Raw genomic sequence first — 20306 nt, forward strand, 5'->3', positions numbered from 1 at the left:
TATCCGTGCGGGCGGCGGCAACATCGACTGGGTCGTGGTCCGCCCGAAGTTCCGCGACGAAGTCCGGCCATGGGACCGATCACAGCCTCAGGCGGTACGGCATCATGCAGACGACCGCATCGGTGCGCGCCTGTAGGACCGCGGCCAGCAGCAGGCCGCGCTGGTTCTGGAGGAGCGCGTAGCGCCGGTGCCGGGGCTCGACCTCGGGGATGAGCACGGCGACCTCGCGGCCGGTCCCCGTCTCGCGCCGCACGTAGGCGACCATCGGATGCACCAAAGAGCGGTGCGGACTGTCGACGATCTCCAGGCGCACCCCGGGATTCCAGCGCTCCCAGGCCTCCCGCAGCGCCAGCGCCTTCTCGGGCTCGGCCTGGACGCTGACCGCCACGACCTCGTCGCCCAGGGCCAGCGCCGCCGTCAGCGCACGCTGCGCGAGCCCGCTGACCTCGCCGAGTGGGACGATGACCAGGCTCATGGTGTGCACCGGCGGGGGCGGGATCCGTCCGAGCCCCAGTTCCTCGCAGGCCGCCGTGTAGTAGCGCTGGACGCGGGTGAACAGCAGCATCAGCAGCGGCACCGCGACCATGACCAGCCAGGCCCCTTCCAGGAACTTGGTGGTCAGCAGGACCAGCCCGGCCACGGTCGTCAGCACGGCCCCCAGGCCATTGATCACGGCCCGGCGCAGCCACCCTTCGGGCTGCTCGGTCACCCAGTGACGTACCAGGCCGACCTGGCTGATGGTGAAGCCGGTGAACACCCCGACGGCGAACAGCGGGATCAGCCGGTGGGTCTCGGCCCCGACCGCGACGAGCAGCAGCGCCGACAGCACCGCCAGCGCCACCACCCCGTACCGGTACACCGGCCGCTCGGCGCGCAGCCCGAACAGGTGGGGCAGCCGGTTGTCCCGCGCCAGCACGCTCATCAGGACGGGGAGACCGCCGAAGCTGGTGTTCGCGGCGAGCGCGAGGACGAGGGTGACGATGAGACTGGTGGCGTAGTACTCCCATCCGGTTCCGTACGCGCCGGCGGCGAGCTGGGCGAGGACCGTCACACCACCGCGCGGCGCCACCTGGTCGCGGCGGATGAGATACGCCATCCCGAGGAGCATCGCGCCGAGGAGCACGCCCAGCATCAGCTCGGTGCGCTGCGCCCGCTTGACGCGTGGCTCACGGAACATCGGCACGCCGTTGGCGATGGCCTCCACCCCGGTCAGGGCGGAGCAGCCCGAGGAGAACGCCTTGAGAATGAGCAGGATGCCCAGCGACTCGGTGGCCCGGACGGAGTGGGCGGTGCCGACGACGGCCGCGGGGTGCGAGCGCAGGATCCCCATGACGACGATGCCGAGCATGCTGACGATGAACAGAACGGTCGGCAGCATCAGCACCCGGGCGCTCTCGGCCACTCCCCACAGATTCACCGTGGTGAGCAGGGTGAGCAGCACCAGGCAGACGGCGAGCAGATGTGTGGAGAGGGCCGGAAAGGCGGAGGCGAGGCTGGCGGCGCCGGCGGCCAGGCTGACGGCGACGGTGAGGACGTAGTCGACGATCAGGGCCGCTGCGGCGAGCAGGCTCAGCCGTGGCCCGAGGCTCTTCTTCGCCACCGCGTAGGCGCCGCCCCCGTCCGGATGGACGGCGATCACCTGACAGTAGGAGATCACCAGCACGGTGAGCAGAACGACGATGACCACCGTAATGGGCAGCGTGGCGGCCAGCGTCCCGGTTCCGGCGGCGATCAGGACGACCACGATGGCCTCGGGGCCGTACGCGACCGAACTCAGCGCGTCCAGGGACAGCGCGGCCAGCCCCTCGAGGCTGGTGAGCCGGTGTTTGTCACCCTCCCCGTGGCGCAGCGGCACCCGGGGCCGTTCCTTGCGGTGTGCCAGTCCGAACGCCATGGGGAACCTCGGGGCGGGATATCGGGGGCGTCAGGCGACAGTGTGCCCCGCCGTGGCGCCCGGTCAGCCGAGGCGTGCCCGAACCGCCGTTAGTTCTCCGCCGCTCCCCCGGCTCCCCTGGGCTGACGGAGTGTTCCTTGCGGCGCTCCCCGAGTGTCGCCGTCGGGGCGGTGCCCGCGACCATAAGGTGAGCTGGCGCGGGCACCGGCCTGTCGACAGGAAAGCGGGCCGCGCGATTGTTCCCGCGGACCCGTGCGGTCGCGCGTCCGGCGAGCGAGGGTGGCGCTGACGAGGCGCGCCCGGGTTGCCGCCAAGCGCCGGACGACTGGAGGTTGGTGACCATGACGGTGATGTCCGTGCCCAGGTTCGAGCGGTTCTTCCGGGCGGCGGCGGGGCTCGATGTCGACAAGAACGACCTCAAGCGCTACAGCGACTTCGTGAACGGCAAACTCTACGATCTGCTGCTCATCGCCGAGGCGACCGCGAAGGCCAACACCCGGGACGTGATCCTGCCCTGGGACCTGCCGATCACCAAGGGGCTACAGGAGAGCATCCACCGCTTCCGCGCCCTCGACCAGGAGATCGAGCTGAAGCCCATCCTCGACCAGCTCGCCACCCACCCGGCCCTGGACCGCACGCCCGACGCCGACACCGAGGCAAGGTATCCCGAGATCATCGGCGGGCTCAGCCTCGCGCTGGCCCAGACGTTCAAGATCGTCTACCCGGACCTGAAGAACCCTCAGACCCAGCACTGGGAGAGGGCCGGGCGGCTCTTCGATCTCCTGCTGTGACACCTGCCGATGCTGGGCCCTCCGCGGCTATGCCGGGATGACGGTGGCCAGGTCGGCGGGCATCCGGCCCCGGAGGTCATCCCACTCGCCCTCGCTGATATGGCGTTGCAGGGCCTCCAGGACGGTGTGGACCAGCTGTTCGGTGTCGCCCTGGACCGCGTACGGGAAGTCGTGCCGGATCCGCTGGTAGAACTCCTCGCTGTGCATCTTCACGGGTGTCTCCGCGGGTTTCCAGCCGTCGTAGTAGATGCCGCGCACCAGCATCGGGAGCTGTGCGCCGAACTGGACGGCCTCGTCCACCGTCAGCCGGTCCCGCAGCTGGTGCAGGACCGCGCGCAGGGCGGCGTAGGACTGTTTACGGCGCTCCTTGGGCCAGCCGTACGCGTCCTCGATCTCCTTGAGGAGCCGGTTGGTCTTGTCGACCGTCGTGTCGAACGCGGGAAAGCCTGTCGCAACCATCGTGTTCGTCCTTCCGGTGCCCGCGGCGGCCGCCCGGCGGAGCGGGGGCCGCCGCGGGGAGGAGAGAGCCGGTTCGCGGCCGGCAGGTGCGCGGTCTCAGAGGCCGCCCTGCGACTGCCGCGACTGCTGCGGCGGCTGTTGTTGCTGCTGGGATTCCTGCTGCCGCTGGCTCTCGCCTTGAATGCTCTCGGTGATCTCTATATGGCGGGGCTTGGCAGTCTCCGCCTTGGGAACGGTGATCGTGAGGACGCCCTCGGACATGGCCGCCTTGACGCCCTCGGTGTTCACCTCGCTCGGGAGCAGCAGCCGGTACTCGAACCGACCGGTGCGGCGGCCGCCGCGGCGCAGGACGCCCTTGCGCTCCCGTTCCTTGATCTCTCCGGTGACGGTCAGCTCCTGGCCGTTGACCTCGAGGTCGATGTCCTGGCGCTTGACGCCGGGGAGTTCGAGTTCGATGTGGTATGCCTCGTCGCCTTCGGTCACATCGGCGGCGGGCGTCCACGTCGCCAGACCGGGCGTCGCCGCTCCGCCGACCGTGGATTCGAGCAGACCGCCCATTTGGTTGAGCAGATCGTCGAATTCCGCCAGCGGATTGCGCGCCCACACCCGGGGTCGCTCCATCGCGCCTTGGCGCTGCTGTTGCTGTCGTCGGACGGGAGTGCTCATCGTCCTTCACCTCCGGTCATGTGTAGCGGATGGGTGCGGGTCACCGCCCGGCGCGGCGGACCGGCCGGACGGAGCTTGAATGTCACCGTTCGGGCGAGTGGGGTCGGCGGTGGTGTGGCCGAGATGGTCATGGACGTGGTGGACGGCCATCGCCCCCTCGCCGGCCGCCGAGGCCACCCGCTTGACCGAGCCGCTGCGCACATCACCGGCGGCGAAGACCCCCGGCAGGCTGGTCTCCAGGCTCAGACAGCCGTGGCTCTGGCCTTTCCAGACGCCGGCCGCCGACCGGGCCTGGGCCTCGGCGCCGGTGAGCACGAAGCCCCGGTCGTCCAGGGCCAGGACGTCACCGAGCCAGTCGGTGCACGGCTTGGCCCCGATGAAGACGAACAGCGCGCGGACGTCCACAGTGCGGCGCTCCCCGGTGCGGGTCTGCTCCACCACGATCGACCGCAGGACGTCATCGCCGCGCACCTCGCGGACCTCGGTGTCCACGGCCACGGTCACCCGCGGATGGCGCTCGATCTGGTCGACCAGATAGCGGGACATCCGCGCCCCCAGGTGCGAGCCCCTGATCAGCAGATGCACCCGGGGCACCCGCTCGGCGAGGAAGAGCACCGCCTGGCCCGCGGAGTTGCCGCCGCCGACCACGGCGACGGGGTCCGCGCCGCACTGCCGCGCCTCATAGAGAGTGGCCGCGTAGTAGACGCTCGCCCCCTCCAGCCGCTCGATCCCGGGGACCTTGAGTCTGCGGTACCGGGCGCCGGTGGCCAGGACGACGGTACGGCACAGCGTTTCGCTGCCGTCGGCGAAGGTGACGCGGTAGTGGCCGTCACCCGGTTCCAGGGACGTCGCCTCGGCCGGGAGCCGCACCTGTGCTCCGAACTTGCGGGCCTGGAGCACACCCCGCTCGGCCAGCTCGGAGCCGGAGACCCCCGTCGGAAAGCCGAAGTAGTTCTCGATCAGGGACGAGGTACCGGCCTGACCGCCGGTGGCCACCGCGTCCACGACCGTGGTGGACAGCCCGTCGGAGGAGCCGTAGACGGCAGCGGCGATCCCCGCCGGGCCACAGCCGACGACCAGCAGATCGTTTCGGCTGCGGTCGGGGACCGGTGGGGACAGGCCGATGAGCCGGGCCAGTTCGGCGTTGTCAGGGTTGCGCAACACCTGGTGGTCACGCCAGATGACGATGGGAGTGTCCTCCGGGCCGACGGAGAAGCGGCGCAGCAGCGCCTCGGCCTCTTGGTCCGTCTCCAGGTCGATCCAGCGGTGCGGCAGCCGGTTGCGGGCCGCGAACTCGCGCAGCCGCCGGGTGTCGGGCGAGTAGCGCGAGCCGAGGATGCGGAACCCGGCGCCCGCCCCGACCAGCAGGGCGCGGCGGCCCAGATAGGCGCGGAGGATGAGATCACCGAGGACGGGGTCGCGGGCCACCAGCACCCGCAGCCGGTCCACCGGCACGGCCAGCACCTCACCGGCCTGGCGGGAGCGGGCGGTGTAGAAGGCCACCTGCCCCTGGAGCAGGCCCAGTTCGCCCAGGAAGCGCCCCGGGCCGTGCACTCTGAGCACCCGCTCCTCCGGGGTGCCGTAGTCCTCGATGATCGCGATCGAGCCGCTGAGGATGACATAGAAGTCCGTGCACTGGTCGCCCTCGCGGATCAGCACCTGACCGGGCATCACCGGATGGCGGGTGCCATGACCGGCGAGGAACGTGATCTGCTCGTCCGTCAGCCGCGGATACGCGCCGTACACATCCGGGGTCTCGTCCGGAACCGCTCCCTCGGGTGCGGTGCCCGCGGACCAGTCCTCGCTCGTCATCAGGCCATGGCCTCGTGGGCGTAGCACCACCGCCAGGTCTCGCCCGGTTCCATGGGCTCGACGATCGGGTGTTGGTCGGCGTACGCGTGCGCACGGGCGTGCTTGAGCGGCGAGGAGTCGCAGCACCCGACGTGTCCGCAGGTCAGACAGAGCCGCAGATGGACCCAGGGGGACCCCAGGCGCAGGCACTCCTCACACCCCTCGGGGCTGCGCGGGGTGACGGGACGCACCATCGACAGGTGCGGATCGGGCTCGATGGCCATGGCGTTCACCCTTCCTTGCTGTCGCGGCCCGTCATCACCTGCTCGATCCACGAACGCAGGGTGCCCGCGGGCGCCGCGCCCGCGCGGCGGGCGACCGGCTCCCCCTTGTCCAGGATGAGCAGGGTCGGCACGGCCTGCACCTCGAACCGCTGGGCGAGCCGGGGATTGCGGTCGATGTCGACCTTGACGAGTTTGATCTCTCCGGCGAGTTCCCGGGCCACCTGTTCCAGCGCGGGGCTGACCATGCGACACGGCCCGCACCAGGTGGCCCACAGGTCGACGACGACGAGGGGGTCGGCCTGCTCGGCGACCTCGGCGAAGTCCCGCTCCTCGGCATCCGCGATCCACGGCAGCGGGTTCTTGCAGTTGCCGCAGCGCGGACGGCCCTCCGCCGCCGCGGGCACCTTGTTGGTCTTCCCGCAGGTGGGGCAGGTGATGGTGGGGGCCTTGACGGTCTGGGTCGGCATCGTTCTCACGCGGCCTTTCCGAGTCCCGCGGTTTCTGGTTGTCGTTCGTAGGTGACGACGAGTTCGCCGTGCTGGGCGTCGACCTTGACGGTGGCGCCCTCGTCGACATCGCCGCGCAGCAGGGCGCGTCCGATGAGGGTCTCCACCTCGTGGGAGATGAAGCGGCGCAGTGGGCGGGCGCCGTAGACGGGGTCGTAGCCCTCGTGGGCGATGACCTGGCGGCCGGCGGGGGTGAGTTCGACGGCGATGAGGCGTTCGGCCAGGCGTTTGCGCAGCTCGTCGAGTTGGAGCTCCACGATCCGCTCGATCTGGGGCTCGCCGAGCGGCTTGAACAGCACGATGTCGTCGACCCGGTTGAGGAACTCGGGGCGGAAGTGGCCGCGCAGCTCGCTCATCACCAGGCTCCGGGCGTCCGGCTTGAGTTCACCGTCGGTGGTGACGCCGTCGAGCAGGTGTACCGAGCCGATGTTGGAGGTCATGATGATCACGGTGTTGCGGAAGTCCACCAGCCGCCCCTGGGCGTCGGTGATCCGGCCGTCGTCCAGCACCTGGAGCAGGGTGTTGAAGACATCGGTGTGCGCCTTCTCGATCTCGTCGAAGAGCACCACCGAGTACGGCTTGCGCCGCACCGCCTCGGTGAGCTGGCCGCCCTCCTCGTAGCCGACGTACCCCGGCGGGGCGCCGACCAGCCGGCTGACCGTGTGCCGCTCCTGGTACTCGCTCATGTCCAGGCGGACCATGTTCTCCTCGGTGTCGAAGAGCGCGGCGGCCAGCGCCTTGGCCAGCTCGGTCTTCCCGACGCCGGTGGGGCCGAGGAAGATGAACGAGCCGATCGGGCGGCGCGGGTCCCGGATGCCCGAGCGGGCCCGGATGATGGCGTCGGAGACCAGCTTGACCGCCTCGTCCTGGCCGATCACCCGCTCCTGGAGGATCTCGTCCAGGCGCAGCAGCTTCTCCCGCTCGCCCTCCTGGAGGCGGGAGACCGGGATCCCGGTCCAGGCGGAGACGATGTCGGCGATCTCCTCCTCGGTGACCACCTCGCGCAGCAGCCGGTGCGCGCCCTGCTTGGCGGCCAGCTGCTCCTCCTCGGCGGCCAGTTTGCGCTGAAGTTCCTGGAGCCTGCCGTAGCGCAGTTCGGCGGCGCGGTTGAGGTCGTAGGCGCGCTCGGCCTCCTCGGCTTCGCGGCGCACCTCCTCCAGTTCCCGGCGCAGGTCCTGCACCCGGCGGATGGACTGCCGCTCGGCCTCCCACTGGGCGTGTTTGGCGTCGGCCTCGGCGCGCAGATCGGCCAGTTCGCGGCGCAGCTCCTCCAGCCGCTGCGCGCTGGCGGGGTCGGTCTCCTTGGAGAGGGCGGCCTCCTCGATCTCCAGCCGGGTGACCCGGCGGGTGATCTCGTCCAGTTCGGCGGGCATGGAGTCGATCTCGGTACGCAGCCGGGCACATGCCTCGTCGACCAGGTCGATGGCCTTGTCGGGCAGGAACCGGTCGCTGATGTAGCGGTGGCTGAGGGTGGCGGCGGAGACCAGCGCGGTGTCCTGGATCTTCACCCCGTGGAAGACCTCGAGACGCTCGCGCAGGCCGCGCAGGATGGAGATGGTGTCCTCCACGCTCGGCTCGTCCACCAGCACCATCTGGAAGCGGCGCTCCAGCGCGGCGTCCTTCTCGATGTGCTTGCGGTACTCGTCCAGGGTGGTCGCGCCGATCATGTGCAGCTCACCGCGGGCCAGCATCGGCTTGAGCATGTTCCCGGCGTCCATGGCACCCTCGGCGGCCCCCGCGCCGACCACGGTGTGCAGCTCGTCGACGAACAGCAGGATCCGCCCCTGGGCGGACTTGACCTCGGTGAGCACGGCCTTGAGCCGCTCCTCGAACTCCCCGCGGTACTTCGCCCCCGCCACCAGCGACCCCATGTCCAGCGCGAAGATCGTCTTGTCGCGCAGCCCCTCGGGCACGTCACCGCGCACGATGCGCTGGGCCAGGCCCTCGACGATGGCGGTCTTGCCGACGCCGGGGTCGCCGATGAGCACGGGGTTGTTCTTCGACTTGCGGCTGAGGATCTGGGTCACCCGGCGGATCTCGGCGTCCCGGCCGATCACCGGGTCCAGCTTGCCCGAGCGGGCCTCCAGGACCAGATCCCGGCCGTACTTCTCCAGCGCCTCATACGCCACCTCCGGATTGGCGGAGGTCACCCGCTGACTGCCACGGACCTGGGTGAGGGCGTTCAGGAACGCCTCGGGGGTGATGCCGTGCTCCCCCAGCACCCGACCGGCCGCGGTGGCCGGCCCCTCCCGGGCCAGCGCGAGCACCAGGTGCTCCACCGACACGTACTCGTCCTTCAGCCGCCTGGCCTCCTGCTCGGCGGCATCCAGCAGACGGGACAGCCGCTGGGTGACGAAGACCTGCCCCGGCGTCGCCCCCGGGCCGGTGACCTTGGGTTTACGGGCCACCTCCGCCTCCAGCACGGTGCGCACCGCCTCCGGGTCCGCGCCCAGCTGGCCGACCAGCCGGGGCACCAGCCCCTCGGGCTGCTCGAGCAGAGCCAGCAGCAGATGCTCACCGTCCACCTCGGTATGGCCATAACTCTGGGCCCTGGACTGGGCATCCTGGAGCGCTTCCTGGGACTTCTGGGTGAGGCGGTTCATATCCATGACGGTCCTTCACTCCTTGCGCCACTCCTCGCACCACTGCGGCGCAGTGCGGCTTCCAGCAGATCGATGCGGTCCAGCAGATCCATCACCAGACCGATAGAGGCGTAGTTCAGGCACAGCCCGGAATGCAGCCGCTCCACACGGCCCAGCGCCGCCGGAGCCTCGGGGGCGAACACCAGCCGCCCCGCGGCGTCACGCTCGGCGTCGACCAGGCCGAGGGCGACGAAGCGCCGGATCAGCTCCGGATGGAGCCCGGTACGGCTGGCCACCGTCTCCAAAGACAACCGGCGCGCGGGCACCAAGTCGTAGTGGACGGACGTCACGGGCGCGTACCGCGTGACGGTGACCGTCCCGGACGCGTGGGTGCTCATCGCTCGCTCCTGGGGTCGAAGGAGGAGGTGCGGCCCAACTCCTCGAACAGCTCCCGCTCCCGGTCGCTGAGGCTGGGCGGCACCATGACACGGATCTCCGCGAACAGATCACCATCGGGTCCGCGCGGGCTGGGCATGCCCTCACCGCGCAGCCGCAGCCGGCGGCCGCTGGAGGACCCGGGCGGGACCGTCACCTTGGCGGTGCCGCCGGGCGTCGGCACCGGGACGGTCGCGCCCAGCGCGGCCTCCCACGGGGACACCGGGAGCGTCACATGGATGTTCCGGCCCTCCAGCCGGAACCGCGGATGGGGCTGGATCCGCACTCGCAGGTACAGGTCCCCGGCCGGTGCGTCACCGGTGCCCCGGCCGCCCTGCCCGGCCAGCCGGATCCGCTGCCCGTCGACCACACCCGCCGGGACGTCCACCTCGAACGTGCGCTGCCCCGACGGCCCGGCCAACGTGACGGTGCGACGGCCGCCGTGGAAGGCATCCTCCACGGTCAGCGGCAACTCCGCCTCCTGATCGGCGCCGGGGATATCCACCCGCCCCGCACCCGCGCCCGGGCCCGCGCCGCCGCCGAAGAACGCGCCGAACAGATCCTCGAAATCCACACCCGCGCCCCCGGCGTCCTCCCCGAAACCACGCGTGAACCGCACCCGCCCCCCGTCCCCGGACGTCGTCCACCCACGGAAACCACCACCGGCACCGGCACCGGCACCGGCACCGGCGCCCGCGCCGACGCGCTCCTCCCAGTCCTCGGGGATCTTGCGGAAGTCATCGCCGAACCGGTCGTAACGGGCCCGCGTCTTGGGGTCGGAGAGCACGCTGTAGGCGTCGTTGAGCTCCTTGAACCGCTCCTCCGCGTTCGGATCCTTGTTCACATCGGGATGCAGACGCCGGGCGCGGGTGCGGAACGCCTGCTGAATCTCGTCCTGACTCGCACCACGCGAGACACCGAGCACCTCGTAGTAATCCCGTGCCATCGTCGGCTCACTCCCGCTTCGCCACGGCCACCGCCACCGGCCTCAGCTGGTTGCCGGGCTCCCCGTAGCCCGGGCGCAGCACCTGGACCACCGTGCCCGGTTCGGCCTCGGGGTCCTCGACCACACCGACCACCTCGTGCCGGGCCGGGTCGAACGGCACCCCCGTCTCGCCCTGCCGCTCGTAGCCCAGCTGGGCCAGGGTGTTCACGGCCTGTTCGCGGATGGCCTTGACGCCCTCCACGATCGAGCCGGGATCGGACTCGGCGTGGGAGAGGGCGAGTTCGAGATTGTCGATGACAGGCAGCAGGGCCGCCGCCGTACGGGCCCGCTCGGCGGCCCGCTCCCGCTCCACCTCCCTGGCGTGGCGCTTGCGCAGGTTCTCCAGGTCGGCCACGGCCCGCCGCCAGCGGTCGTCGAGCTCGGCCAGCGCGGCAGCCTGCTCCCCGGATGCGGCGACGGCGGGGCCACCGGCCGCGTCCGGGCCGGGGCCCTCCGCGCCCGCCCCGTGCGCCGCCGCGGTGCCCGGCGCGGGCAGGCCCTGCTCCTGCTCCGGCTCCGTCACGGCACCCTCCGGCACCGGTTCGGGCTGCTGCGGTTGAGTGGACATCGCGGCCCTTCCGTCAGCCTTCCTCTGCCTTCGCCGTAGCGGTCGTGTCAGCCGTACGGGCCCGGTCGGTCAGCCCTTGTCGAACTCGGCGTCGATCACGTCCTCATCGCCGCCGCCCCCGGCCCCGGCCCCGGGCCCGGCATCCTGGGCGCCGCCCTCGCCCGCACCCGCACCGGCACCGGCGCCGGCACCGGCTGTCTCATGGGCGGCCAGGCCCGCGTAGACCTGCTGGAGCTCGGAGATCAGCGGCCTGGTCTTGTCGACCCCGGCCTCGTTCCTGACCGCCTCGCGGGCATCGTTGACCAGCATCTCGGCACGCGACCGCTCATGCGACGGCGCCGCGTCGCCCAGGTCGGAGAGGCGCTTCTCGACCTGGTAGGCAATGGCGTCCAGCTCGTTGCGCGCATCCACGGCCTCGCGCAGCGCCTGGTCCTCGCCCCGGTTGCGCTCGGCCTCCTGCACCATCCGCTCGACCTCACCACGGTCGAGGTTGCCGGTCTCGCTGATCTGGACGGACTGCTCCTTACCGGTGTCGCGGTCGCGGGCGGTGACGTTGAGGATGCCGTTGGCGTCGATATCGAAGGTCACCTCGACCTGCGGTTCGCCCCGCGGCGCCGGACGGATACCGGTCAGCTGGAAGCGCCCGAGCACGCGGTTGTCAGCGGCCCGCTCGCGCTCACCCTGGAGGATCACGATGTCCACGGCCTGCTGATTGTCCTCAGCCGTGGAGAAGGTCTCCGTCCGCCGCACCGGAATCGTGGTGTTCCGCTCGATGATCTTCGTCATGACGCCGCCACGGGTCTCCACACCCAGCGACAGCGGCGTGACATCCAGCAGCAGGACATCCTTGACCTCACCCTTGAGCACCCCGGCCTGGATCGCGGCACCCAGCGCCACCACCTCATCGGGATTGACGCTCATATTGGGCTCCTTGCCGCCCGTCAGCCGCCGCACCAGAGCCTGCACCGCCGGAATCCGGGTCGACCCACCGACCAGGATCACCTCGTCGATATCGCTCTCACCGGCCTTCGCATCACCCATGGCCTGCCGCACCGGGTCCAGACAACGCTCCACCAGATCGGAAGTGATCTGCTCGAACGTCGACCGCATCAGCGTCTCGGTCAGATGCTTCGGCCCAGATGCGTCCGCCGTGATGAACGGCAGACTCACCTGCGTCTGGGTCACCGAGCTCAGCTCGGTCTTCGCCTTCTCCGCCGCCTCGAACAACCGCTGCAACGCCTGCGGGTCCTGGCGCAGATCGATGCCGTTCTCCTGCTGGAACTTATCCGCCAGGTGATCCACCAGCCGCCGGTCGAAATCATCGCCGCCCAGGTGGCTGTCGCCCGCGGTGGAGCGGACCTCCACCACCCCGTCCCCCACGTCGAGGATCGATACGTCGAAGGTGCCGCCGCCGAGGTCGAAGACGAGGACCGTCTCATGCCCCTTCTTGTCCAGGCCGTAGGCGAGGGCGGCCGCGGTCGGCTCGTTGATGATCCGCAGTACCTTCAGACCGGCGATCTCGCCCGCGTCCTTGGTGGCGCTGCGCTGGGCGTCGTTGAAGTACGCGGGCACCGTGATGACCGCCTCGGTGACCCGCTCGCCCAGCTGCTTCCCGGCGTCGTCGGCCAGCTTGCGCAGCACCTGGGCGCTGATCTCCTCCGGCGAGTACAGCTTGTCGCGCACCTTGAAGCGGGCCAGACCCTGCTCATCCGGGACGACGTCGTAGGCCACCGCCTTGGCCTCGCCGGAGACCTCGTCGTAGTGGCGGCCGATGAACCGCTTGGCCGAGTAGATGGTGCCCTTGGGGTTGAGGATCGCCTGGCGCCGGGCCAGCTGCCCCACCAGCCGTTCACCGGTGTCGGTGAAAGCGACCACCGACGGTGTGGTGCGGCTTCCCTCGGAGTTCGGAACGACCGAGGACTCACCACCCTCCCACACGGCGATCACCGAATTGGTGGTGCCCAGGTCGATGCCGACTGCCTTGGCCATGGCAACTCCTTCCGGGGCGGCCGCGGGCCACGGTCAGCACCCGGTCAGCCGCGGGAGCGGTTAACGAGCCTCTACCACAAAGGGTTACAAACCGGACCGCCGCTGGTCCAGCGATCCGGGAACGAATATCGGCGCCCCGAGCGCTCCCCGGGACGGGGGCCCGTCAGCGCGAGCCGTCCGGGTGCAGGACGACCTTGGTCCAGCCCTCGTCACGGCGGTCGAAGTGCTGATAGCCGCTCGGAGCCTCATCCAGCCCCAGCTCATGGGAGACGACCCAGCTCGGCTCGGCCTTGCCCCCGGCGATCAGATCGCGCAGCATCCGGTTGTATCGCTTCACCGGCGCTTGGCCGGTGCCGATCCGCTGGCCCTTGAACCACAGCTTGCCGAAGTCGATCGGCACCTTGCCCTGGGCCTCGAGTTCACCCTGGACGTCCTTCCCGCCCGGGTCCTCGGGGGCGAACACGCCCACGACGCCGATCTCGCCGGTGAACCGCACACAGTCGATCAGGCCGTTCAAGGTCATGGAGGCGTCCTCGCGGCCTTGCGGGTCATGGGCCTGGTAGCCCACGCACTCACAGCCGTTGTCGGCGCCGAGCCCCAGGGTGGCCGACTTGATGACGTCGGACGGGTCCTGCTCACGGGTGTCGATCGGGATGGCCCCGATCTCCTCGGCCTTTCGCAGCCGATCGCCGTGGAAGTCCACCGACCACACCCGGCCGGCGCCCTTGATCACCGCCGAATAGGCCGCCATCAGCCCGACCGGGCCCGCACCGAAGACAACGGTCTGGTCCCCGGGCTTGACGCCGGCCATCTCGGTGGCGTGGTAGCCGGTGGGAAAGATGTCGGCCAGCATCACATAGTCCAGCTGGCGCTCCGCGGCGTCCTCACCGAGCCGCAGCGCGTTGAAGTCGCCGTACGGCACGCGCAGATACTCGGCCTGGCCGCCCTGGTACGGCCCCATGTCCGCGAAGCCGTACGCGGCTCCTGCCGCGGAGGGTTCCGGCTGCATGGTCAGGCAGTAGTTGGTCAGCCCGCGTTCGCACTGCTTGCAGAAGCCGCAGGCGATGTTGAACGGCAGTACCACGTACTGACCGACCTTGACCTTTCTGACCGCCGAGCCGACCTCGACGACCTTCCCCAGATTCTCGTGCCCCAGGGTGCGGCCCGGTTCGAAGGAGGTGCGCCCCTCGTACATGTGGAGATCGGAGCCGCAGATGTTGGTGGTGGTGATCTGCACGATGATGTCGCAGGGATGCTCGATCTTCGCGTCCGGCACATCCTTGACCGTCACCGTCCGGGGTCCCTCGTACACAGCTGCCTTCATGGTCGCTCCTCGAATCGGGCATTCCCGCCCCCTTTGCCACCGTCTCACCCATAACGCCCGCCCGCGACCGGGGAGTTATCGGTCCAGTTCAGTCCGGGGCGAGGTCCTGCTCGACCCAGATCGTCTTGCCGTCCGTGCCCTGCCGGGTGCCCCAGCGCGTCGCCAGCTGGGCGACCAGCATCAGACCGCGGCCGCCCTCGTCGAAGACCCGGGCCCGCCGCAGATGGGGCGCGGTGCTGTTGGCGTCGGAGACCTCGCAGATGAGGCAGCGGTCGCGGATCAGCCGCAGCCGGATGGGCGGACGGCCGTAGCGGATCGCGTTGGTGACCAGCTCGCTGACGATCAGCTCGGTGGTGAACAGCGTCTCCTCGAGCCCCCAGGCGAGGAGCTGCCCGGTGGTGTTCCGGCGGGCCTCGGCGACGGCGGCCGCGTCCGGGGGGATGTCCCAGGTGGCGACCCGGTCGGCGGGTAGAGCCCGGGTTCGGGCGAGGACCAGGGCCACGTCGTCCTCGGGACGGGCCGGGAGCAGGGCCCGCAGGATGTTGTCGCAGAGCGCCTCCAGGGACGGGGCGGACCGGCTCAGGGCCTCGCGCAGCGTCTCCAGCCCCTCGCCGATCTCGCGGTCCCGGCCGTCGATCAGGCCGTTGGTGTACAGGGCGAGCAGACTGCCCTCGGGCAGCTCCATCTCCGTGGTCTCGAAGGGCAGCCCGCCCAGTCCCAGCGGCGGTCCGGTGGGAGAGCCGAGACGATCGGCGGTGCCGTCCGGGCTGACCACCAGTGGTGGAAGATGGCCCGCCGAGGCGAGGGTGCACAGGCGGGAGACCGGGTCGTAGACCGCGTACAGACAGGTGGCGCCGACGGCCCTGCCGATCTCGGGATTCTCCTCCGAGGACAGCCGAGTGACCAGGTCGTCGAGGTAGGTCAGCAGCTCGCCGGGCGGCAGATCGATATCGGCCAGGGTGCGCATGGCGGTGCGCAGCCGCCCCATGGTGGCCGCCGCCTGGATGCCGCGCCCCTTGACATCGCCGACCACCACGGCGGCGCGGGCGCTGGACAGCGGAATCGCGTCGAACCAGTCGCCGCCCACCCCGGCCCAGGCGCCCGAGGGCAGATAGCGCGAGGCGATCTCTAGCGCCGTCAGCTCGGGGATCCCCTGCGGCAGCAGGCTGCGTTGCAGGGTCACGGTCATCATGCGTTCCCGCAGATAGCGGCGGGCGTTGTCGACACAGACGGCCGCCCGGGCGGTGAGCTCCTCGGCCAGCAGCGTGTCGTCGTCGGTGAAGGGCGCCGGGGTGCGGTGGCGGGCGAAGAAGGCGGCACCGAGGGTGACCCCGCGGGCGCGCAACGGCGTCACGATCACCGAATGCATCCCGTGCTCGCGGATACGGGCGGCCCGGCCGGGGTCCGTGGCCTCCCAGCTCGCCAGCAGCGACTCCGTCACCTGGTGCCGCGCGGCCCGGCCCTCGATCAGGCACGCCGCCGTGGGGGATCGCTGGGGATGCGTGGCCAGTTCCCCGACGTCGACCACCGCCTCCGGGACGCCCTCCAGGACCGACCGGTGGGCCGCGCGCCGCAGGGTGACGGGCTCGCGCAGCGGCCCCTCCGGGGGTTCGTCGCCCTCGTGGAGGAAGGTGAGCAGATCGACACTGGCGAAGTCGGCGAACCAGGGGACCGCCACCTTGACCAGTTCCTGGGCGATCCGGTCCATGTCCAGCGTGCTGCCCAGCCGCGCCCCCGCCTCGCTGAGCAGCTGGAGCCGCTGCCGGGCCCCCTGCTCGGCGGTGGTGTCGCGCGCCGCGAAGCACACGCCCTGGCGCCTGCCGGTCCGGTCGACCAGCGGGGCCAGGGAGACCGACCACCCGTGCTCATCGCTCCCGCCCGACACCCGCAGATGCGTCTCCAGCTCCAGCCGTTCGCCGCTCTCCAGCACCCGCCGCATGGCCCGCTCGACCCGCTCGCTCTCCCCGCGGCCCATCAGCTCCGTCAGCCGCAGCCCGCGCATCTGGTCCTCGCTGCGGGTAGTGGCGGCCTCCGTGTCGGCGTTCGCCGACACCAGGCGCAGCTCCGTGTCGAAGACCGCCAGGACGCATGGGCACTGGGCGAACGCGCGGTCCGCCGGTGTGCCCGGCTCCTGGGAGAGCGACTCCCGGGGCACGGCGGAGACCAGCAGCCGGCCCGCGGATCCGCCATCCACCGGGCCGCGGTGCGCCAGCAGCTCGACCTCCACTCGGTGCCCGTCCCGGTGGCACAGCGCGACCCGTCCGCTCCACCGGGGCTCGTCCGCCAGGCACGGCCCGGCGTCGCGCGCGGTGTCCCCGAGCGTCTTCTCCGCATACAGCTCGGCCGCCGACCGCCCTACGACCTCCTCGGCGCGATAGCCCAGCAGCCGCCGCGCGCCCTCGCTCCACCCGGTCACCACGCCGTGGTCGTCAACCGTGGCCGTGGCCAGGCCGGGGGCGCCGGGCGGCGGGTCCGGCCGGACGCGACGGGCGGCGGGGTCGGGGGGCGTCATCGCACATCGTCCCGACGGCTCAGGGATGCGGTGGTCGCCACTCGAGCATCAAAATCGTGGCGTCGTCGCTGAGCTCACCGTGCCGGTGATCGAGAATGGCGTGGATGAGCAGCCGCAGCACCTCGGGGGCGTTCTCCCCGGCGGCCGTCGAGACCACCCAGCCGATACCCATGGCCTCGGCGTGGCGGTCCAGGGCCACCGGGAGCTCCACCGGTGGTGCCTCGTGGGCGGCCCGGAGCAGCTCGTCCAGCGACTGCTCAGCAGCCTCGGCCGAGGTCGACACGCTCGCGTCCACCATGCGGTCAACCTTACGGCGGCGGGCCGACCGGCGCTGGGGACGGCGGCCGGCTCGCGCACGGCCGCCTCCGGCTTCGCCGCCGCCGCCGACGTCGAAGCGTTGGAACGCCTTGGGCGCTACGACGAGCACCGGGTGCGTCAACGGCTGCGGGATTCCTTCTCCCCGCAGCACGCGTCGATCATCATGCTCGACCGCGAACTCGCAGGGTGGTGGCGGGCACTGCCGCTGACCCCGACGGAAGCTCCTGCTGAGTGGTGCTGCACCGGGCGTACCCCACCCTTGTGGGCTTCGTCGCCATCGCGGGCGCTACCGGTCCTCTCGGCGGGGCCGGAACACCGCCCCTGGGCTGCCGACCGGACTACCCGGCTCCAACAGTTTCCAGCAAGAGGTGGAGGTCGTGGGCGGCTTCGGCGGTGGACAGGGCCACGGCGGCGAGGACCGTGGCTGTCGCGGCGGCGAGGATGGGGTGGCGGCCGAAGGGGGGCGCGAGGAGGGCGGCGACGCGGCGGGGCACGGGCCCGGCGGCGGCGAGTGGGGTGCGGCGGCCGAGGATGCCCAGGGCGGCGCCCGGAGTGCGGGCGGGGACGTGGTGGGCGGCGAGGGCCGCCTTGCCGACGGTGCGGGCGACCCGCTCGCGGTCGCCGGTGGCAATGGCCGCGTTTTCGTCCGCCCACCGTTCGATGGTGTACGTCACGGCCGTGGCGAGGGGGCGTAGCAGGGGGTTGGCGGCGGCGCCGAGCTGGGTCAGGGCGACGAAGGCGTAATGGTGGGCCGTCAGGTGGGCGCGTTCGTGGGCGAGAAGGATGTGCCGCTCGGTTTCGTCCAGGGTGCGCAGCATGCCGGTGGAGACGACGATGCGGCCGGGCAGGCCGGGGATCGCGAAGGCGTCGGGGGCCTCGTCCTCGATCACGACCAGGCCGTCTTCGCTGGGCATGCAGGCCGCTTCCAGGGCGGCGGCGGCCAGGGTGCGGGCGCGCCGCCAGAGCATGCGGGCGGCCATGAGGACGGCGGCACCGAGCAGGAGCCCGGCGATCAGGGCGACGGACAGTTCGTCGGGGTCGTCGCGCTGCGCGGTGTGGGCCGACCAGTGGCCGAGGCCGGCCAGCTGGGGGAAGCGGATCAGTCCGGTGATGGCCAGCAGGCCCAGCGAGATGGTGGTCGCCGTGCCCAGTACGAGGGCCGAGGCGGTCAGCAGCCAGGTCGCCAGGCGGGGTTCGCATCGCTCCGCCAGGGGGCGTGCTCCGAGGGGAGCGAGCAGGGAGAGCAGCAGGGGGATGTAGACGGCGATGCGCATCTGGGCGACCTCTTCCTACTGGCCGGGGTCGAGCAGTTGGCGCAGCAGGTCCGCATCGGTGGTGGACAGCTCGTCGGCGAAGCGGGCGAGGACGTCCTGGCGGTCGGACCGCTCTTCCAGGACCGAGCGCATGCGGCGCGCGGCGAAGCCGGGGTCGTCGGTCACGGGGGCGTAGGCGTAGGCCCGGCCGCGCGGGGTGCGGGTGAGCAGCTGCTTGGTGTGCATGCGGGTGAGGATCGTCACCACGCTGTTGTAGGCCAGCTCGTTGCCGAGGCGCTCGGTGACCTCCCGGGGGGTCAGCGCGTCGTCGGCCCGCTGTAGCAGTTCGAGGATCTCGGCCTCGCGTGCGCCGTTGGGCCGCTTGGGCCCGTGTCCTGGCGTGCGGATGCCCATGCGGTTGGCCTCCCCTCTCCCATCACCTACACTCGTGTAGGACTCCTACACCGGTGTAAAAGCTATTGTCTCCCAAGTGTGCCATGCACGCGTGCCTGGGCAGAACTCTGCCTTGCGGCGGGCACGGCCGGAAAGGACCCTGCGGTGCCTTTGGTCCTCAACCCGCTGGATGCCGCCCAACCGCTGACAGCGTTCGGCACGGCGGGCGTCTTCCTGGTGCTGTTCGCCGAGGCCGGGCTGCTGATCGGCTTCGCCGTCTCCTTGCTGCCACTTGCCCCGGAAGCGCTTGTGTCCCGCCGGACCCTCGTCGCCGGGGAGCCGGCCGTGGGGAGCGCCAAGTGAAGATCACCTTCCTGATCCACAACGTGTACGCGATCGGCGGCACGATACGCACCACGCTCAATCTCGCCGCGGCCCTCGCCGACCAGCATGAGGTGACGGTCGTGTCGATGCTGCGCCACCGCGCCCGCCCTCGGTTCAGCGTCGATCCACGGGTGACGGTGGTGCCCCTTGTCGACATACGGGAGAGCGGTGCGGACGAGGGCGATCCGCTGCTGCACCGGCCGGCCGAGGTCTTCCCCACCGCCGAGAAGCGGTACAAGCAGTACAGCCGCCTCACCGACCAGCGGGCGCGGGAGTACCTGCGGAGCTGCGACGCTGACGTGATCATCGGTACCCGGCCGGGCATCAACGTCTACCTGGCCCGCTTCGCCCCGCCCCGTGCGCTGCGCATCGCCCAGGAACACCTCACCCACGACATGCACACCAAGAAGTTGCGCAGCCAGCTCGCCCGGGACTACCGCGACCTGGATGCCGTGGTCACCACGACCGAAGCCGACGCGGCCGTCTACCGGGCGAGGATGCGGCTGCCGGGCGTGCGGATCCTGGCCATACCCAACAGCGTGCCCGACCCCGGCCTGCCGCCCACCGACGGCAGCGCCCCCATCATCGCCGCGGCCGGACGCCTGGTGCGCGCCAAACGGTTCGACCTGCTCATCGAGGCGTTCACCGATGTCGCCGCCAAGCACCCCGACTGGTCGCTGCGCGTTTACGGCGCGGGCGCCGACAAGGACCGGCTCCAGCGGCTGATCGAGGAACAGGGCCTGGGCGGCCGGGCGACGCTGATGGGCGCGATCTCCCCGATCGAGGCCGAGTTCGCCAAGGCGTCGATCGTCGCCTCCGCCTCCGACGCGGAGTCCTTCGGCATGACGCTGGTCGAGGCGATGCGCTGCGGCATACCGGTGGTCGCCACCGACTGCCCGCTCGGCCCCGCCGAGATCATCACCGACGGCGCCGACGGCCGCCTGGTCCCCATGGGCGACCGGCAGGCGCTGGCCGCCGCGCTGGGCGACCTGATCGCCGACGAGCCCGGCCGCCGCCGCATGGGCGAGGCCGCCCGCGCCGCGGCCCACCGCTTCGACCCGGCCCATGTGGCCCGCGCCTACGAGGAACTGTTCGGCGACCTCGCCGCCACCCGTTCCGCCCGCGCCTGGCAGCGCCGCAAGGCCCGCTGGCGCAACCGCGCGGGCCGGGCC

18 protein-coding genes and 1 pseudogene are annotated in these 20306 nt (G+C 71.2%); 3 read left to right on the forward strand and 16 right to left on the reverse strand.

Features of this window, described 5'->3' with window-relative positions:
* Positions 1-79 precede the first annotated feature (79 nt).
* Complete coding sequence (locus tag ABD329_RS40000; protein WP_198279294.1) at positions 80-1894, reverse strand: APC family permease; 1815 nt, start codon at positions 1892-1894, stop codon at positions 80-82.
* A gap of 341 nt (positions 1895-2235) precedes the next feature.
* On the opposite strand from ABD329_RS40000, the gene ABD329_RS40005 reads away from it, so the two are divergent.
* Positions 2236-2685: a DUF1931 family protein gene (locus ABD329_RS40005; protein ID WP_198279293.1), complete on the forward strand. Its 450-nt coding sequence runs from the start codon at positions 2236-2238 to the stop codon at positions 2683-2685.
* 27 nt (positions 2686-2712) lie between these two features.
* Here the strand turns inward: ABD329_RS40005 and ABD329_RS40010 are convergent, their stop codons facing one another.
* The 15 genes and pseudogenes from ABD329_RS40010 to ABD329_RS40080 all read right to left on the reverse strand — a co-directional run bounded on the left by ABD329_RS40010 (position 2713) and on the right by ABD329_RS40080 (position 18771).
* On the reverse strand, positions 2713-3144 hold the full coding sequence (locus ABD329_RS40010; protein WP_198279292.1) for a DUF2267 domain-containing protein: 432 nt from the start codon (positions 3142-3144) through the stop codon (positions 2713-2715).
* 96 nt (positions 3145-3240) lie between these two features.
* Positions 3241-3810: an Hsp20/alpha crystallin family protein gene (locus ABD329_RS40015; protein WP_198279291.1), complete on the reverse strand. Its 570-nt coding sequence runs from the start codon at positions 3808-3810 to the stop codon at positions 3241-3243.
* A gap of 6 nt (positions 3811-3816) precedes the next feature.
* Positions 3817-5622 carry an FAD-dependent oxidoreductase gene (locus ABD329_RS40020; RefSeq protein WP_198279290.1) on the reverse strand — a complete coding sequence of 602 codons (1806 nt, stop codon included), beginning with the start codon at positions 5620-5622 and terminating at the stop codon, positions 3817-3819.
* Positions 5622-5885, reverse strand: coding sequence for a UBP-type zinc finger domain-containing protein (locus tag ABD329_RS40025; protein WP_198267890.1), 264 nt, complete (start codon positions 5883-5885; stop codon positions 5622-5624). The genes ABD329_RS40020 and ABD329_RS40025 overlap by 1 nt, the downstream gene beginning before the upstream one ends.
* Positions 5886-5890: 5 nt before the next feature.
* Complete coding sequence (trxA, locus tag ABD329_RS40030; RefSeq protein WP_198279289.1) at positions 5891-6352, reverse strand: thioredoxin; 462 nt, start codon at positions 6350-6352, stop codon at positions 5891-5893.
* A gap of 5 nt (positions 6353-6357) precedes the next feature.
* The gene (gene clpB / locus ABD329_RS40035) at positions 6358-9000 is read right to left on the reverse strand and encodes an ATP-dependent chaperone ClpB (protein ID WP_198279288.1); all 2643 of its coding nucleotides are present in this window, start codon (positions 8998-9000) and stop codon (positions 6358-6360) included.
* Positions 8991-9371, reverse strand: a complete 381-nt coding sequence (locus tag ABD329_RS40040; RefSeq protein WP_198279287.1) for a chaperone modulator CbpM — start codon at positions 9369-9371, stop codon at positions 8991-8993. The genes clpB and ABD329_RS40040 overlap by 10 nt, the downstream gene beginning before the upstream one ends.
* Entirely contained in the window at positions 9368-10354 is a 987-nt protein-coding gene (locus tag ABD329_RS40045; RefSeq protein ID WP_344317690.1) for a DnaJ C-terminal domain-containing protein, read from the reverse strand. The genes ABD329_RS40040 and ABD329_RS40045 overlap by 4 nt, the downstream gene beginning before the upstream one ends.
* A 7-nt stretch (positions 10355-10361) precedes the next feature.
* Positions 10362-10961 (reverse strand): nucleotide exchange factor GrpE, encoded by a 600-nt coding sequence (locus ABD329_RS40050; RefSeq protein WP_198280513.1) that lies wholly within the window; start codon positions 10959-10961, stop codon positions 10362-10364.
* Between the two features lie 69 nt (positions 10962-11030).
* Complete coding sequence (gene dnaK / locus ABD329_RS40055) at positions 11031-12950, reverse strand: molecular chaperone DnaK (RefSeq protein ID WP_198280512.1); 1920 nt, start codon at positions 12948-12950, stop codon at positions 11031-11033.
* A 163-nt stretch (positions 12951-13113) separates the two neighbouring features.
* The gene (locus ABD329_RS40060; protein WP_198280511.1) at positions 13114-14274 is read right to left on the reverse strand and encodes a glutathione-independent formaldehyde dehydrogenase; all 1161 of its coding nucleotides are present in this window, start codon (positions 14272-14274) and stop codon (positions 13114-13116) included.
* 88 nt (positions 14275-14362) lie between these two features.
* Positions 14363-16786: a SpoIIE family protein phosphatase gene (locus ABD329_RS40065; RefSeq protein ID WP_198280510.1), complete on the reverse strand. Its 2424-nt coding sequence runs from the start codon at positions 16784-16786 to the stop codon at positions 14363-14365.
* A 19-nt stretch (positions 16787-16805) separates the two neighbouring features.
* A pseudogene (locus ABD329_RS48375) lies at positions 16806-16937 on the reverse strand (serine/threonine protein phosphatase); the annotation flags it as partial.
* 505 nt (positions 16938-17442) lie between these two features.
* On the reverse strand, positions 17443-18378 hold the full coding sequence (locus tag ABD329_RS40075; RefSeq protein WP_344317692.1) for a M56 family metallopeptidase: 936 nt from the start codon (positions 18376-18378) through the stop codon (positions 17443-17445).
* 15 nt (positions 18379-18393) lie between these two features.
* Complete coding sequence (locus ABD329_RS40080) at positions 18394-18771, reverse strand: BlaI/MecI/CopY family transcriptional regulator (protein WP_198281385.1); 378 nt, start codon at positions 18769-18771, stop codon at positions 18394-18396.
* A gap of 144 nt (positions 18772-18915) precedes the next feature.
* Here ABD329_RS40080 and ABD329_RS40085 point away from each other — a divergent pair, with 144 nt between their 5' ends.
* The gene (locus ABD329_RS40085; protein WP_198281384.1) at positions 18916-19113 is read left to right on the forward strand and encodes a hypothetical protein; all 198 of its coding nucleotides are present in this window, start codon (positions 18916-18918) and stop codon (positions 19111-19113) included.
* On the forward strand, positions 19110-20306 hold a 1197-nt coding region (locus ABD329_RS40090; RefSeq protein WP_344317693.1), incomplete at its 3' end, for a glycosyltransferase family 4 protein. The genes ABD329_RS40085 and ABD329_RS40090, both read left to right, overlap by 4 nt.

Source organism: Streptomyces javensis (genome assembly GCF_039525925.1).
Classification (GTDB): domain Bacteria; phylum Actinomycetota; class Actinomycetes; order Streptomycetales; family Streptomycetaceae; genus Streptomyces; species Streptomyces asiaticus.